This window comes from Rhodanobacter sp. sgz306013 (assembly GCF_057031145.1).
Window position 1 is genome coordinate 484,083 of sequence record NZ_JBXCIJ010000003.1, and the last position, 15,276, is coordinate 499,358.

Genomic DNA, 15,276 nt, shown 5'->3' on the forward strand with positions numbered 1-15,276 from the left:
ACCATGCCATCGCTCGTGAACATCCTGTCGCAGATGACAGGACTGCAGAAACTCAGTGTCACCCGCAACCTGATCGTCCTTCCCTTGCTCTTGCTGTCATTCACCCTGGGCGGCGGTGTCCTTGGTTTCACGGCGCCCGTCGTCCTGCCGTGGGTGCTCTACATGGGCTTCAACCTGGGGAGCAACAGCCATCGCCTGCAAGCGGCCCACGGCTTCCAGCTGGCGTCGCCCACGCCGAGGTATCTGGGGCTGTCGACCAAGGGGCTGTACATCCTGTCGTGCGCGGCCGGCATGGTGTACATCGGCGTGATCGCTGCGCTGCTGCCTGATGCTGACCAAGCGGCTGCGCCGCAGGCACTCCAGGTCGCGGTGATCGGAGCGGCATTCTTCGGTGTGTTCCTGACCCTCGTAGGCATACGCCTGGGCTGGAGCAGCGTGGAAGGGTGTGCCCCCGACACCGATCCCGCCAAGGCGTTGCGCCTGGTGAATCCTGCCGGCGTGAAGCGTCAGCAGCTGATCTACCTGGCTGCCGGCGTATTCGTGCTGGTGGGCTCGCTGTCCAGCTTGTCGGAAACCTATCCCCGCTGGGCAGGCGACGGTCGCGGCGCGTCTGCTTCAACGACACAGGACGGGCAGGACCTGGTCAAGGCTTGGCTGAGTGATTCGACACCGTCCACTGATCCGAAGTCCGCAGCCTCGGCGCCGCAATCACCGGCCGGGCAGGGAGAGCCAGCACCACGTCCTGTGCCCACGCAGGATGCAGCCTTGGGGGCGGCCGCTGATCCGCAGGCCATGCAGCAAACGGCGCAGACGGATGCCCCCCAGCAAGCGGTTGCCCCGGCAAGTGCAGGCAGCGTGGAGGACGAAAGCGACTTTCCGCCGATGACGCCCTGTATCCAGCGTTGGGAGGACACCTACCAGGCCGAGCGTGATGCCCAGGAACTTGATTCGACGGTGACCATCGATCAGGCGTGGGAGTGGAAGCACTGGTGTGATGCCGGCCGTCAGGCGCCCACGCCGCAACAGGCGGTGAAGTCCGACCAGTGGAAGAGCAGTGGTCAGCAATAGCCGCAAGCAACAGTCGTGTTTTATCTAGCGATGGTTCGATGGGCGCAAGCGCGCTGCAAACGCCAACCACTGACCACGGCCGACGCCTCCGCTGCCATCATCGTCGTCGCATCGCCCATTCCTGACGTCGAGCTTGACCACCGGGCGAACTCGCACCGGTGGTCGGCAGCTGGAGTCGACTAGCCAACTTCGGCCACAACCAGTCAGTCGACGCTTCAATCAAGTCGCCTCAGAGCTGACGTTCGCCGTGCGTGTAACAGCGCCGATTCAGGCATGGGAATCTCGCTTACGCAGCGCTGCTCGTGATGTGCCACGGCGTTCGAGGCACTCGCTTGACCGAGTCTGCGTCGCTCACTGCTGGCTTGAACCGGCTGCTGCGGAAACCGTCTGGCCTGGGTGTGGCAAACCGGCCTGCGAGCGCAAGGTCGCGAAGTGCGGGTCGTGCTGGCAGGCCCGCGTGATGAAGGGGGCCGTGAGCAGATATGGCGTCGCTTGAGTTCGGCGAGGAAGCAGGATTCCGGTACTTATTGGCACGTGAATGCGTTCTCGCCTGCGCTTAGTGCCGGCTTGCACAGGTCCGGCCAGCCGTTGCGCTTCCAGTAGTCGACCATGCCCAGCCGCTTGGCGAAGCCCTGGAAGGCGACATCCTGACGCGCCTTGCGCGACCACGGCTCCGGCTGCCACAGCCAGTTGAGGTAGGAGTCGGACAGGCCGCTGTGGTTGTGCTCGTAAAGGTCGAACGAGCGCTCCGCTTCGCCCAGTTGCAACAGCATGGTGGGTGCCCGCTGATCATCCGGATGGGCACTGACGATCTTCAACGCGACTTGTCTTTGCTCGGCGGTGCCAAACGTGCCGAGATAGATCGTTTGCAGTTCCTGGTCGGGGCTCTTTGAGCCCATGCCGACAGTGGATCTTGCGAAGCTTCGCTTGGCTCCCTCCTTGTCACCGTGAGCCTCGTCGTAAAATCCGAGCATCAGTTCGCCGAACGGAGAGTCGGCCGTACCGCTACGGTGGATGAAATCGAGTGCACCCGCTTGGTCGCCTTCGCGCCAGCGGAGCATGCTCTTGTAGAACAACAACAAGGGATTGGCAGGGTCGTTGGCCAGCGCGACATCAAGCCGTGTTTCGGCATCGCGGGTACGGCCCATCGCGGCCAGCTCGTTCGCCGCCCAGTAATTCACGGCGGAGCCCTCTGGCGCCAGTTCCAGCGCGCGCTGCATCGGTTCCACCATGGCGCTGTAGTGCCGCTGCGAGAACTGGTTGTAGCTGAGGGCGGCGTAAGCATCCGCGTCATTCGGATTGAGCGCGAGCGCGCGCTGTGCGGCTTGATCAGACGCCAGCCAGCTCGTCTGCCAGTCGGCGTCGCTGTATTGGGGCAGCACGGCGTAGGCCACGGCCAGCGTCGACCAGGCGCGTGCGAAATGCGGGTCCAGCCGGGTCGCTTCATCGAGCAGGCCGATTGCACGCGGTAGGCTGTCACCCACCCGTTTCGTCACCAACTCCTGCGCCTCGATGAACTTGGCATAGGCCTGCGGATTGTCGGTGACCTTGTCGACCAGACGCCGGGCACCGGCATCGCTGAGGGTGATGTCCAGCTCGCTGGCGACGTCACGTGCGCAGGCGTCCTGCAGCTTGAACACATCGGCCAGGTTGCCGTCGTACTGGTTCGACCACTGCTGCACGCCGTCACTGGTGCGCACCAACTCCACCGTGATGCGCAGTTCATTGCCCTGCTTGCGCACCGAGCCAGTCAACACATGGGCCACGCCGAGTTGCTGGCCAACTGTTTGCGGTGGGATGTTCTTGCCCTGGAACTGGAATGACGAACTACGACCGAGCACGCGCAGGCCCTTGACCCGGGTCAGCGCGTTGAGGATTTCCTCGGCCATGCCTTCGGAGAACAGTGCCTGGTCCTGCGCTACGCTGAGGTCGGCAAACGGCATCACGGCAATCGAATTGTTCGCCGCGGGCTTGGCGGCAGTGGCCTTGGCATCAACGGTATTTGCCACGCTGCTGGCCACCGCCATGGCTTGCTGCGCACGGGGCGCCACGCGCCACAACAGCACACCACTCACGACAATCAGCCCCACCAAAATCAACTTCTCCGAGCGCGGCATTTTCTGGGCACCGCGCTCCCCGTGATACCAGGCCAGCACCAGCACCACGAAGAAACCCATGATCAGCGCCAGCGTAATACCGCGACGCAAACTCTCCGGCCAACCAAACTGCGCCGCAACGATATCCAGCACGGGTATCAAGGCTACTGCCACAGCCGCATAGCCCAGCAGCCATTGCACCAGCTTGTGTTCTTTCAGGCGTGCGAAGAATTCTTCCACGGCATGGCTCCCCTCCCAACCCTTGGCAAGTATAGAGCCGGCCCGCCGCAACACGGCAGGGCTGGTCGGCGGACGAGGTTGGCATGCACGAGATCCGGTGGAGCCGATCGTCGTAGGCAGCCCGCCTAGCCGACAGCAGTCGTTCGTCACCGGCAGTAACGGGTCGGAACCGGCCCACCAACGACGAGAGGGGGCACTTGGCCGAAGCAGGCCAAGCGCCCCGGCGTAGCAATCGCCGTAGCGTCGTTAGGTTGGACTACTTTTTTGTGGCTTTCTTGGCTGCAACCTTCTTCACAGCCTTCTTGGCGGGCACGGCCTTCGCCGGAGAACCAGCAATCAGAAGGCTCTCGGCCGTCACGCCCTTCTTCTTCAACGCTTCAACGAACCAAAGTGGACGCTTGCCACGGCCTGACCAGGTCTGAGAGGCGTTGTCGGGGTTGCGGAATTTTGGCGCTACGGCGGCCTTCGGGCCCTTCGCAGACTTACCCCCACGTGCCGGATAAACCTCTCCAATGGTCAAGCCGGCACCAGCCAGGATGCCATCGATCTTGGCCCGCACTTCCTTGACGTGATTTTTCCGCGCGGAATCCATCTGCGCTTCTGCACTCTTGATGAGTGCTTGGAGTTCAGCCGGGGAGAGCGAATCAAGATTTATGGCCATGGTGGTCCTTTTCGGAGTGGATTGGAGGCCCTAGCCTACGCGAAAATTCAGCCGCTTGGTGGATTACGAGCGAGACAGGGCAGCACTTCAACATTAACTCCCCCGTCGGCGCCCTGCATCAACTAGCTGCCCCGACAAAGGGATCGAGCGTCGGTTTCGGCCAGAAGCGGCCGATCAGCCGTGCCTGTGCTTGATGCGGCAGTTGCCCACAGCTCGACTAGCTCAATGGTGAACTTCTTGAAATGCCCGTAGTCATGCTCTGAGCTTACCAAGTATGGGCGCGCCTTGAAGGGGATTCGATGAAAAGGCACTCGAGTAAGGCAGTTGTTGTTGCTGCGGCGGGTTTGCTGCTTGCGGTGCAGGCGTTCCCGGCGGATGCAGCCAGCGCATCAGGCGGAGATAAGAATTTGCCGGCGCTACGTGCGTTGTGGAAAGACTATGAGCACGCCGTGGTAAAGAAGGACGCCTCGAAATTACTAAGCATGTATGTGAGTGCAGACGTGCCCGTGATGGGAGGCTTTGCACCCAAGTCCTATGCGCTCGTCACTGCCGTCAACAAACAGCCTGTGCCACGTACTTTCCTGATCACCGCAAAGGAAGACGTCGTCGGCGAAGTGAAACTTCCACCGGACCAGATCGAACATCTCGACATTCATTCCGACGGTGAGGTCGGGTCGGTCTCTTTCGAATACAAGGCAAAGGTGGGGCACGGGCGCATTATCTGGACAACGGTCCTTACAAACCACGGATGGAAAATCGCTTCCGTCGTCTATTCAATCAACGTAGCTGCGGCAGATCATGCAGGAAATGCCGGCTGAAGTTGCCAACGATCCGATAAGGTCTGCTTCGGGTCGGAAGCAGACCTTAGCGAGTCGAGAAAAATGACGAGAAAGTCCGCCGTGCCTCATCCTCTCCAATGACGTAGGCCGAACGCTCTCCGAATTCCCACCACGCGTCACAACGATCGCAGTGATGTAGGTAGGCATGCGCTTGGAGACTCCTCGAAACCCGCTTGGGAGGAAGAAGTGTTCCGCCAAGACGAGCCACTGTTTCAGGTGACCAGTCACCCGAAAGCACCCCCTGTCTGCACGCTTCACAACCCTGTTCCGTCCAGTTCGTCACAGCCCCTCCTGGCCCATGCTCTCAACCTCCGCTCCGGATTGGTTGCCGCTTGTCGGTCGTGCCCGGCTAGCGCCCCTCGGGCGATGGTCTGCTGGTTGGCAATGTCGGTCAAGTTCGGTGTCACTCATGGTCAACTGCACTGGTAACGCTTGCTTGGTCAGTTCGCTGGCAATACGTACGTGCGGTCGATCCAAAAATTTCTCAGCTCTACATCATCCCCATGAGACGGGGAGATTCCGTCTTGCGTTTGGGTGTTTCCGCCCTGAAACGCCCCTTGGGATGGACTCGCATGATCCCTGAGAAGAACGATGTCGTGACCTGCGTCCTCGTCGTGACGGCCGCCCTGCTGCTGGGCTTTCTCCGCTGCAGCGGCGGCTTCTCGACGCCGGACTGATCCACCTACCCACCACCGCGACAGATACCGAAGGCCCGGACATTCCGGGCCTTCGGCGTTTATGCCGCCACACCACCGAGGAAATGCACATGCACCTGGTCGAAACGATGGCCTATGCCGGCGAGAAGCCGTGGCATGGCCTGGGGAAGAAGCTCGAAGCCAAGCAGCCCATCGAGATCTGGAAGGTCAACGCCGGCATGGACTGGCAAATCGAGGCCTCCGAAGTGCGCTACATCACAGGCGGCAACACCGTCGGCGTCATCAACGCCTTTCCGGAGCAGAAAGTGTTGTACCGCTCCGACACCAAGGCGCCGCTGGCCGTGGTCAGCAAGCGCTTCCAGGTCGTCCAGCCGGGTGAGATCCTGGAGTTCTACCGTGACCTGACCGCCTGCAACGGTTTCGAGCTGGAGACGGCCGGCGTGCTGCACGAGGGCCGGAAATTCTGGGCGCTGGCGCGTACGGGCCAGAGCACCACGCTGAAAGGCCGCGACAAGGTCGATGGCTACCTGCTGCTGGCGACCGCCTGCGACGGCACGCTGGCGACGACGGCGCAGTTCACCAGTGTCCGGGTAGTGTGCAACAACACCCTGCGCATCGCGCTGGGCGATGCCGGCAGCGCGATCAAGGTGCCGCACCGCAGCGCCTTCGATCCGGACGCGGTGAAGCGCCAGCTGGGTATCACGGTGTCGTCGTGGGACGGCTTCGTGGCCCGGATGAAGGCGCTGGTCGAGCGTCCGGTCGACCCGGACTCGGTGGAGGGGCTGTTGCGTCGCGTCCTCACCTACCAGGGGCAGGACAGCAAGGCCATGGTGGTCAACGAGCAAGCGGTGGCCACGGTGCGCGCCCTGTACGAGGGCGGCGGACGGGGGGCGCAGATGGCCTCCAGTCGTGGCACGGCGTGGGGCCTGCTCAACAGCGTCACCGAGTACATCGATCACCACCGGCGCGCACGCAGCGACGACCACCGCCGCGATGCCGCCTGGTTCGGCCAGGGCGCGCAGCTGAAGCAGCGTGCCTGGGACGAAGCCATGAAATTGGTCAGCTGATGGGGCGATAGCACGCGACGCGAGATGTGCGTCGAAGCGAAGCGCCAACGCCACCTTGAAAGCGAACCACCCACCGCCCGGTTGATGCGCGCGCATCGGCTGGGCTTCTTTTTGCCTGGAGAAACCCGATGAGCAAGCCAAGTGCCGCTGTGCGGCTGGTGGATACCAAGAAGCTGCCCTATGGGCAGTGGCTGGACGTGCGGCGGAACGGCATCGGCAGCTCGGATGCCGCCGCCGCGGTGGGCCTATGCCCGTACAAGAGCCAGCTGGAACTGTGGATGGAGAAGACCGGTCGTACGCCGCCGAACGACGTGCGACCCGGTCAGGACGACCCGCGTTACTGGGGCACCCTGCTGGAACCGATGGTGGCGGCGGCCTACCAGGAACGCACCGGACGCAAGGTGCGCAAGCTCAACGCCGTGCTCCAGCACCCGACATTCCCGTACATGCTGGCGAACATCGACCGCGAAATCGTCGGTGTGCCGGGTGTGCAAGTGCTGGAGTGCAAGACCGCCGGCGAGTTCGGCGCGCGGCTGTGGAAGGAAGGCGTGCCCGAGTATGTCCAGTTGCAGGTGCAGCACCAGCTGGCCGTGACCGGCAAGGCCGCCGCCGACGTGGCGGTGCTCCTGTGCGGGCAGCAACTGGAGATTCACCGCATCGAACGAGACGAGGACATCATCGCCCGCCTGGTGGTACTGGAGACCCGGTTCTGGGAATACGTGGAAAAGAACATCGAGCCGCCCGCGGATGGCAGCGAGTCGGCAGCCAAGGCGCTGCGGCAGCTCTACCGGGGCAACGACACCCGTGTGGACTTCACGGGCGACGAAGACCTCGGTCGTGCCTTCGACGCACTGGCGACGCTCAGGGAGGAATTGGCCGCGATGGAGGACGAGGCCGAATCGCTCAAGCAGGTGATCCAGCAAGCCATGGGCGATGCCAGCAAGGCGGTGTTCGCGCACGGCGAGGTGACGTTCAAGCGGGCCAAGGACAGCACGCTGCTGGATACGAGGCGACTGACTGACGAGTGCCCGGACGTCGCCGCCATGTATGCCGTGACTCGCCCCGGCGCGCGCCGGTTCGTGCTGTCGCGGACTTCCGACAACGATACGAGGACAGCGACATGCTGAAAGGCTTGGCGATTACCCCGCCCGTGGTCGGGCGGATTTCCATTGGCCGAGTGGTCGAGCGCAACGGCAAGCGCCTGCCCGAAAAGGATGACCAGTTCACCCTGACCAGCCAGGTACAGGGCAGGGATGGCTGGCTGCTGCATCCGCTGGACGAGAAGCTGCGCAAGGAAGCGGAAGGCCAGAAGCTGCGGTCGATCCCGGTGCGGATGCTTTTCAGCGATCCGGAACTCAACCTGCGGGCGGACTACTCGCTGTTCGATCGCGCCACGGGCCGGCCGGTTTGCGTGGGCAATGGTGAAACTTGCCGGCGCACAGGCAAGGACGGCGTGGCCAGCCTGCCGTGTCCGGGACCGGATGCCTGCGCGTTCGCCCAGGGCGGGTGCAAGGCCTACGCCCGGCTCAACGTGGTGGTGGGGGAGGGCGATGACGATGCACTGGGCAGCTTCGTGTTGCGTACCACCTCGTACAACACCATCCGTACGCTGGCCGCCCGGCTGGCGTATTTCAGTGCGGTGTCGGGCGGCCTACTGGCCTGCCTGCCGCTGGAGCTGAAGCTGCGGGGCAAGTCCACCACGATGAGCTACGGCACGCCGATCTACTACGTGGATGTCGTGGTGCGTTCGGGCCTGACGCTGGAGCAAGCCGTCACCCAAGCGCGGGAGTTGGACGAGCAACGTCGGGTGAGTGGATTCGATCAGGCAGCTCTGGATGAGGCTGCACGCCAGGGATTCGCGAACGGAGCCTTCGAGGAGCTGGACGAGGACGGGGCGGTCGTTGTGGAGGAATTCTTTCCCACAGAAACTGCTGAAATCCCGCAATCTCGACAGTCGACCGAAGGCTTGCGAGGGCGCCTGGATGCGAAGGTGAAGCGGGCGGCGGCAAACTAGGGATCGTGGCGCGCCAGATTACGAGCGGCCTGGCGGACTGACCAAATCATGGCGGCACGCGAGAAGAACTCCGCCAGGGGCCATTTGTACATCCCCTGGCGGAGCGACTTACGGTGACGATGTCTCCCACGTGACGGATTTCAAGTAGCCCATTTCAGCGAAGAAGTTAGGCGAAAAGCGAAGGACTGGGTCCTTGCCGCCAAGCTCCTCCACTTGCTTCCCGCTTTTCATGTGTGCGACGACCGTCTTGAACTTGTGCGCGCTCAGCCAGGAAAGTTCCTGGGCGAGACTCCACGGCATGGTGTCGCTGCCACTGCTGCACAAGTGGTTGTAAAGGTGGCCCTTGGCGACACGCGCTTCTTCGCGCTGGCGCTCTTTGACCCGCGAAGGCCTAGGCAGCTTGGGCGCTGGGGGCGGGAAAACATTGCAGAACTGCGTTACCGACCATTCGACAACGCTCCAGGCGGCGTCGATGGCTTCAGGCGGGATGGGAGATATGGGAGGGAGCGGTTCAGTAGGCGCGGCGGGGATGGGCACAGAGTGGAAGCAGTGTAGGAGGGCCGCGATGCGCCACGTTTTCTCTGTTGCACGGCCGGCCGAGTCCTGGGCAAAGCGGAAATCACCTGCCATCCGTACGTCGATGTTCTGCTTGATCTGTGCCCAGCGGGACTCTGCTTCGGGTGACAAGCACAACTCCACACGTTTGGTGTTTCCAGCCAGCAGGCGCTGCAACCGCTGCTCCAGGAACCAGATGGCCAGGGTGTGGATCTCGTTGAGGCATGGCGTCTGCAGGTTAGGTAGTTCCGGCGCTCGACCTGCCAGGGTATGGGCATAAAGGAACCTGGATGCCAGCCCCGACTTACGGTCCAATAAGCGAGTGTCGATTTGGTGTTCGGTGTAGATATCCGGTTGGGTCAAGCAGCAGATCCCGAACGAAGGGGAATAGGCCACGAGTGGCTCGTGGTCCCGCCGGGTAAGTGCCTCTTTCATCGGGCCATCAAAGAAGCGGTTGAGCTTGCCGCGCTTCTTCATGACGTCGCTTTTCAGCAAGTCAATACAGTCGTCGTCGGCGATGGTCAGGCCGCTGCCCCTACCATCCAGTGCTTCAAGTAGGGAAGTCCACGTAGCATCCTGCTGCAGGATGTCCCGATAGGCCGGGTGACTGCTCCATTCGTCGTTGGTTGCGCGTCGCTCGGCAAGATTGGAATCGAAATCTCGAATGGATTTGTAGAACTCCCACATTGCGGCCGACTTGGCGCACACGGGCGGCCCGATGCCCATGCAATACAGGGTGCACGGCATCAAGCGACCATTAGGCGTGCGGATTGCAACGCCATGGAGGGCAGTCGACATCGCCGATAGCGCGACGAGGATGACGATCTCAATCGGTGCGCCGGTCTTATTCTGAACCTCCACGATTGCCGATGCGATTCTGGGCGGCAAGCGCTGAAGAACGGTGTGCCATGGGTTGATTACACCAGCGATCACTTGTTTTCTCCATGTATCGGGTCGTCATCACGCGCGAAGCCGCGTCGTGGTGTTCTGTGCGATTGAAAGGGTGGACGGCGTGCAAGCCAGTCGGGCATATCGAATGCGTTGTTTCGGACCTTGCGTCTCGTGTCGTGGAGTTTGCCATGACGGCTTGAACTCTCCGCGATCCAAAAATGGCAGTTTGGCATCGAATTTACGATACCTGCCCAGTAAGTCTGGATAAAACAATTGGTTGCGCGAGGTCAAAGTCAGGACGAAAGCCTTGGGGCGAGCTTGTGCCGTGGTGTCGGCCCAAGACGATCATCAATTTTTTTGGTGTTTAGTTGCCCCAATACATTGATGGCATGTGATTTTTTCTGAATCTAAAGAAAAAACTTCGCCAGCGTCGTGGGCGGCGCCTCACATGGCCAAGGGATCACAGGGCAGCGTGGTGGGGGCGACTTTAAGCGTAGTTGTTCCGACATCAAGTTATTGATTTGAATGCTTTATACGTCGCGACACGCCACATCTTGCGTGCCAAAGTCAAGATAAAAAGTCCATGGGTGGTGGTGCTACGTGGTATTCATTGCTCTGGTTGAATCTATCGCTTCATGGTGATTGATAGCCACGCAGCGTGACTTGGAAAGTCTGGCGTCCGTGGAGGGTTACTCTGTCTGGTTAAGTGAAATCTTTCGTGCTATCTCAACATGGGTCCATCGATTTAAACAAGACTGTATGGGCGCGTCGTTACGTGCGCAGGGGTATCTATTTGAAAAAATTTGAGCAGCCATAATTCCGGTTCGTAGTCTTTACTTATTAGTTTTATCTCGTTGTCTAAGTATCTAGGAGGCTAGTTTGATCTTTTGTTCATTGACTTGCTTGATTCAAATTGGAGTTGCTTAACTCCAAATAACTAGTAATTCCATATTTTCGATAAAACTTAAGATCGGATTATTCGTTATGCATGATTACATGGTGAATGTCATTCCATTGCTTGGAGAGCGATTCCACAATCTTGTTTCATCTGGGGTCTTGGTGCCATGCGAATGGTATGACGAACAAGGAGATCGCCAGTGCGGTTACGAGGTAGGTGAGAACAAAGTGGCAGTGGATTATCTGAATAGCCTGCGGAACGCCATCAAGCGTGTTACCAAGTCCAAGGCTCCGCCGTGGACGCAGGTGGGCACTGGTGAATCAGCGCGATACGCTATCTCTCCGGAGGGGCGGTTACTGTGGCACGCTATTCGAGGTGTCAGTCGAGCGCCGAAGGCATGGGGCCGCGAACGTGACATGCATCCCTACCTTGCCGTTGGAATGCGCTTGGCCCGCAAGTGGGAACCCAGACTGCGCTTTTTCACCAACACGAGCTCCGAGCTGCTGATCGGTGAGGCCTACCCGCGGCGGATGTTGGCGCATTTGGTGCGCGTCATCAGGCACGTATGCACTTCTATCAAGTTTCGACGGCTGATCGAGCAACTGGAGCGCCAGGAACGGGACAACTTCGAGTCCTGTTGCGAATACTTCTTGTCGATCCTACGTGCGCATGCGCGTCCGCTGGTGCTGCGCGTGGATCTTTATGTCGAAGCCGAGGCGAAGAAGGCTGCGGAGGAGGGTAGGATCGAGCAGGCGGTGGAGAAGTTCATCCGCAATTTCCGGGAAGGACGCATCATCCGCGATGTCCTTGGCTACATCATCAAGCGAGAGCACGCTTACGACCGAGGCGTTCATCTGCATTTGATGGCAATAGTCGATGGAGACAAGCATTTCCAGTCGTACAAGCTGACTGAGTTGCTCAGGATGTACTGGATCCACGAGTGCGTTGGATCTCCGGAGTTTGCTTCGGGGTTCAACTGCTATCTGCGCAAGGACGAGTATCGCTTCAACGCGATAGGTCACGTCCACTATATGGATGAAGCCATGCTGCGTGGCGTCCGCGATGCGATCCGGTACCTCACCAAGACCGATGGTCATTTTCTTCTTCCGAAGTCCTTCGGCAAGAACATGCGTAAGGGCCAGGCTCCAAAGCAGCCGGAAGGCACCAAGCGGCGTGGGGCACCTCGGAAGTTTGCAAACGATGTTTCGCTTGCCGAACGCATCCTGCTCGGCGAGCAAGGCGAGGCTGGCTCGATGGGGTTGTAGTTTGAGTATGAGCGAGATCCGATACGCATGACCGCCACGGAAGGTGGAAGCTACGTGATCCGAGTCCGGGCAGGGGACCGCAAGCACATCCTGAAAGCCGCGTTGACCGCGCTCAAGCGTCTGGACCCCAACCGCATCGTGCTTGAACAGCGCACCTATGGCGAAGTGCGCCGGTCGTTCTTCGAGAACGACCGTGCCATGGCAAGCATGCTGGTGGGCGTCATCGTGGCCATGCTCGTCATCACCGCGTTGGGTATCGCGGGACTGGCCAGCTTCTGGGTAGGGCAGCGCCGTCGCACCATCGGTGTGCGGCGCGCACTTGGCGCCACCCGCAGCGACATCCTGCACTATTTCCAGACCGAGAACTTCATGCTGGCGACTATCGGCATCGCGCTGGGAATGGCGCTGGCTTACGGCATGAATCTTCTTCTGATGCAGTATTACGAGTTGCCCCGCCTGCCACCGACCTACTTTCCAGCAGGTGCGATCGCGCTCTGGCTGATCGGTCAGCTCGCTGTGCTGGGGCCGGCGCTCCGTGCCGCAGCGGTGCCGCCGGTAGTGGCAACGAGGGGCAGTTGAGTCTGGCGCAAAATCCGGTGGGCGCGTTGATCTCGATGAAGGATGATTAGTCTGTGTTATCGGGGTCTCAATGGACATCAAGCTGACTATGAATTGGTTATCACGATCTATCGGCGAAAAAAAACCGCCCGCGATCGCGGGCGGCTGGATTGAGGCTGTTCTGTGCCACCGGAAATTACCGATGGCTCGAGGGGCGCCGTAGCATTCGACAGATCGCTTGACGCTCTCCTAGCAGAAATCCGAAATCCTTGAGCTTCCTGTCAAGATGGGAAGTGGTCAGTGGATTCATGCGAGGTTGGATTGATCGGTGCCCCTGTTCGGAGGCCCACCATTTCGCTGCGCAGAGGAGCAAGCTCAAACCAGCGGTCAAATGGGCGTCTTCGGGATACGCCTGCCGAAACCAGCCCAGCGTCTCATGGCTGAATCGTGCACTGTTGGCACCATGTCCACGTGGGTTGATAAACTTGAGTGCTTGCCTGGCAACGTAATCGATCTGGAACGCGGAGTTGGGGACCCGCCTCCGCAAGCGTTGAAGTAGCGTCGCCTTGTCCAGAGTCCCATTCAACAGCCTTGGATAGCATTCAATAGCGACCGCATACAAAGCAAAGGCCAGCGGCGCGCCATCACGGAGGCCATGAGGGTCCATGCGAGACCGCTCCTCCACCTGCATCATGAGCGCCGTGTCCCGGCTGGCCTCCGAGCTGGTTAGCATTGCCGTTTTACCGTTCATGATCTCCGGCTCGGGAGCGGAGCCAGAAACTTGCGCGCGGATCGTGGCGCTCTGAATGGGAGTGTTCATTGGCCCTGATCTCCGCGGCTGGTTCGGCTGGCGATGCGAACTTTCCATCGCAGGATATCCACCGTCCAGTAGTTCCTCGGCGCTTTGCCAGAGCGTCGGCCACCAATCTGCTCGGGGTAGGAAGGATCAAAGTCAGGGCTCTTGGGATCCTGCCTCGCGTAAAACGCGGTGGGGTTGTCGCCAGTCGCCCAGATGGCCTTGGACTTGCTCAGCACAGGAGGGAGGCTGAAAAGCTTGATGAGCTGAGCGATCTGCTCCTCCTCGGACTGATCTCCAAACGACAAAAACGGTGACGGCGCCCCCGAAGTGGGCGAATCCTTCTCCGGGGCATTCATGGGGCAAAGCTCCGCCCAGCGAAGACGAACGTATGAACATGTGACATCGGTATTTTCTCCGTTGGACAGCTACGCAGAATTGCGCTGCTGCACGGAGGATTTTCTCGAGGTGCAGGCCGCCTTGGAGCCCGGCGGCCAGCTGTTGGCTTGACAAGCGCTTACGTTTTTGCTTTGACTTTGGCTTGGTTCGCTTGATACAGCGCCTGTTTGTAGGCTGTAACGAGATCTGGGTAGCTTGGCTTCTTGGCGGTCGCCCACTTCATCAGCGTGGCCACGATTCGATCGTTTGCACTGTCCGTCACTTTTTTGCTTGCGATTGCCTGCGCGTCGTATGCCCTCAACACCTGTGCATGCAGAGGGTCGCTCTGCATTTTTGACACCACGGTGCCCAAGAGGTAAATCGGATCCGCCATCCTTGAGGTCAAGTTGAGAGCGTGGAGTTCTTTTGTTGCTATGGCGGCAATAGCATCCCTTACCTGTTTGCCTTGCTTCGCACCCGCGTCGCTCTTCGCTTCACTTTCCGTCTTGGCTGAGCGCGTCTTACCGATATTTGTCCAGCATTCGATCAATGCGTGTAAACACCGTAGGTCATCGTTGTCTTTCCGAGCATTCCTTGCCTCAATCCAGTAGGCGATCGCAACCTCGAGGATGTCGTCCGTGGTCACCCTAGCCTTCGTTTCAAAATTGGCATACTCCCGTTTCGCGGCCTCATAGGCATCGCCGTCTGCTTTTCTTAGTGCAGGATCTTCTTGGCGATCAGGTAAGAATCGTTTGGCCCAAAGCGCACTAACCTTTTTTCCAAGCTCTTCCTTTTTTTCGCTATTTTTTGCAAGTGATGCGTTCTTCCAGTTCTCGAATGAAGTAGCATTCCTCTTTACTATCAGATTTTCACATACCTTGTCCCAGAGAGTGTCGAAACTCCGAGAGCTTCGCTCGCGACAGTTATGAGCATGTTCGATGTCGTTGAGGGTTCGGTCTAGGAGCCTATCGAGATTAGGAAGATCGGCGCTCTCGTACTTGCCAAGATCACGCAACGTTTTGCCGTAAGTGGTTGGCACCACCGGCTGTTCAGCTGCACGTCGTTTTGTGTGAGAGTCGGGATCGGCAAACAAGTCAGTCATTTAGGGCTCACTTTGATCGGGTGCGCACGAGGCATGTGCGCGTATAACGTTGGAGGCGCATGAATCGCTCGCGCCACCTCGCAGGGTTCCACTTCAACATGGTACGAAATGACGAGGGTTGTGCCGCTGTTCGCCCGATCAGCGCTGACGCGCGTGGTGCGCGCAAGGGCTCTGAGCCCGATCCTGCCGTCG

General features: G+C 60.0%; 12 protein-coding genes and 1 pseudogene. 7 read left to right on the forward strand and 6 right to left on the reverse strand.

Annotated elements, in window-relative coordinates; genetic code table 11:
• The first annotated feature begins 3 nt into the window (after positions 1-3).
• Complete coding sequence (locus tag AC2EWF_RS11840) at positions 4-1,068, forward strand: hypothetical protein (RefSeq protein ID WP_483639564.1); 1,065 nt, start codon at positions 4-6, stop codon at positions 1,066-1,068.
• Positions 1,069-1,592: 524 nt separating this feature from the next.
• Here AC2EWF_RS11840 and AC2EWF_RS11845 read toward each other — a convergent pair.
• Positions 1,593-3,404, reverse strand: coding sequence for a hypothetical protein (locus tag AC2EWF_RS11845; protein ID WP_483639565.1), 1,812 nt, complete (start codon positions 3,402-3,404; stop codon positions 1,593-1,595).
• A 256-nt stretch (positions 3,405-3,660) separates the two neighbouring features.
• The gene (locus AC2EWF_RS11850) at positions 3,661-4,065 is read right to left on the reverse strand and encodes an H-NS histone family protein (RefSeq protein ID WP_483639566.1); all 405 of its coding nucleotides are present in this window, start codon (positions 4,063-4,065) and stop codon (positions 3,661-3,663) included.
• Positions 4,066-4,364: 299 nt separating this feature from the next.
• Between AC2EWF_RS11850 and AC2EWF_RS11855 the strand changes: the two genes are divergently transcribed.
• The 4 genes from AC2EWF_RS11855 (at position 4,365) to AC2EWF_RS11870 (ending at position 8,641) form a co-directional block, all read left to right on the forward strand.
• Positions 4,365-4,883 carry a hypothetical protein gene (locus AC2EWF_RS11855; protein ID WP_483639567.1) on the forward strand — a complete coding sequence of 173 codons (519 nt, stop codon included), beginning with the start codon at positions 4,365-4,367 and terminating at the stop codon, positions 4,881-4,883.
• A gap of 787 nt (positions 4,884-5,670) precedes the next feature.
• Positions 5,671-6,627 carry a DUF932 domain-containing protein gene (locus AC2EWF_RS11860; protein ID WP_483639568.1) on the forward strand — a complete coding sequence of 319 codons (957 nt, stop codon included), beginning with the start codon at positions 5,671-5,673 and terminating at the stop codon, positions 6,625-6,627.
• 128 nt (positions 6,628-6,755) lie between these two features.
• Positions 6,756-7,754, forward strand: coding sequence for a YqaJ viral recombinase family nuclease (locus tag AC2EWF_RS11865; protein ID WP_483639569.1), 999 nt, complete (start codon positions 6,756-6,758; stop codon positions 7,752-7,754).
• Positions 7,748-8,641 carry a recombination directionality factor gene (locus AC2EWF_RS11870; protein ID WP_483639570.1) on the forward strand — a complete coding sequence of 298 codons (894 nt, stop codon included), beginning with the start codon at positions 7,748-7,750 and terminating at the stop codon, positions 8,639-8,641. The genes AC2EWF_RS11865 and AC2EWF_RS11870 overlap by 7 nt, the downstream gene beginning before the upstream one ends.
• A 108-nt stretch (positions 8,642-8,749) precedes the next feature.
• Here the strand turns inward: AC2EWF_RS11870 and AC2EWF_RS11875 are convergent, their stop codons facing one another.
• Positions 8,750-10,129 carry a DUF3987 domain-containing protein gene (locus AC2EWF_RS11875; protein WP_483639571.1) on the reverse strand — a complete coding sequence of 460 codons (1,380 nt, stop codon included), beginning with the start codon at positions 10,127-10,129 and terminating at the stop codon, positions 8,750-8,752.
• Positions 10,130-11,071: 942 nt separating this feature from the next.
• Here AC2EWF_RS11875 and AC2EWF_RS11880 point away from each other — a divergent pair.
• Positions 11,072-12,250, forward strand: coding sequence for a hypothetical protein (locus AC2EWF_RS11880; protein ID WP_483639572.1), 1,179 nt, complete (start codon positions 11,072-11,074; stop codon positions 12,248-12,250).
• Between the two features lie 42 nt (positions 12,251-12,292).
• Positions 12,293-12,829: pseudogene (locus AC2EWF_RS11885) on the forward strand (ABC transporter permease); the annotation flags it as partial.
• 175 nt (positions 12,830-13,004) lie between these two features.
• Here AC2EWF_RS11885 and AC2EWF_RS11890 read toward each other — a convergent pair.
• From AC2EWF_RS11890 to AC2EWF_RS11900, 3 genes are all read right to left on the reverse strand, one after another.
• Complete coding sequence (locus AC2EWF_RS11890; protein ID WP_483639573.1) at positions 13,005-13,628, reverse strand: hypothetical protein; 624 nt, start codon at positions 13,626-13,628, stop codon at positions 13,005-13,007.
• On the reverse strand, positions 13,625-13,963 hold the full coding sequence (locus AC2EWF_RS11895; protein ID WP_483639574.1) for a hypothetical protein: 339 nt from the start codon (positions 13,961-13,963) through the stop codon (positions 13,625-13,627). The genes AC2EWF_RS11890 and AC2EWF_RS11895 overlap by 4 nt, the downstream gene beginning before the upstream one ends.
• Positions 13,964-14,121: 158 nt before the next feature.
• Positions 14,122-15,084, reverse strand: a complete 963-nt coding sequence (locus tag AC2EWF_RS11900; protein WP_483639575.1) for a hypothetical protein — start codon at positions 15,082-15,084, stop codon at positions 14,122-14,124.
• Positions 15,085-15,276 lie beyond the last annotated feature (192 nt).

Bases quoted from the DNA above. Each gene is read 5' to 3' on its own strand.
- AC2EWF_RS11840 (WP_483639564.1), top strand. From the start codon at position 4: ATGCCATCGCTCGTGAACATCCTGTCGCAGATGACAGGACTGCAGAAA.
- AC2EWF_RS11850 (WP_483639566.1), bottom strand. From the start codon at position 4,065: ATGGCCATAAATCTTGATTCGCTCTCCCCGGCTGAACTCCAAGCACTC.
- AC2EWF_RS11855 (WP_483639567.1), top strand. From the start codon at position 4,365: ATGAAAAGGCACTCGAGTAAGGCAGTTGTTGTTGCTGCGGCGGGTTTG.
- AC2EWF_RS11860 (WP_483639568.1), top strand. From the start codon at position 5,671: ATGCACCTGGTCGAAACGATGGCCTATGCCGGCGAGAAGCCGTGGCAT.
- AC2EWF_RS11865 (WP_483639569.1), top strand. From the start codon at position 6,756: ATGAGCAAGCCAAGTGCCGCTGTGCGGCTGGTGGATACCAAGAAGCTG.
- AC2EWF_RS11870 (WP_483639570.1), top strand. From the start codon at position 7,748: ATGCTGAAAGGCTTGGCGATTACCCCGCCCGTGGTCGGGCGGATTTCC.
- AC2EWF_RS11880 (WP_483639572.1), top strand. From the start codon at position 11,072: ATGCATGATTACATGGTGAATGTCATTCCATTGCTTGGAGAGCGATTC.
- AC2EWF_RS11890 (WP_483639573.1), bottom strand. From the start codon at position 13,628: ATGAACACTCCCATTCAGAGCGCCACGATCCGCGCGCAAGTTTCTGGC.
- AC2EWF_RS11895 (WP_483639574.1), bottom strand. From the start codon at position 13,963: ATGAATGCCCCGGAGAAGGATTCGCCCACTTCGGGGGCGCCGTCACCG.
- AC2EWF_RS11900 (WP_483639575.1), bottom strand. From the start codon at position 15,084: ATGACTGACTTGTTTGCCGATCCCGACTCTCACACAAAACGACGTGCA.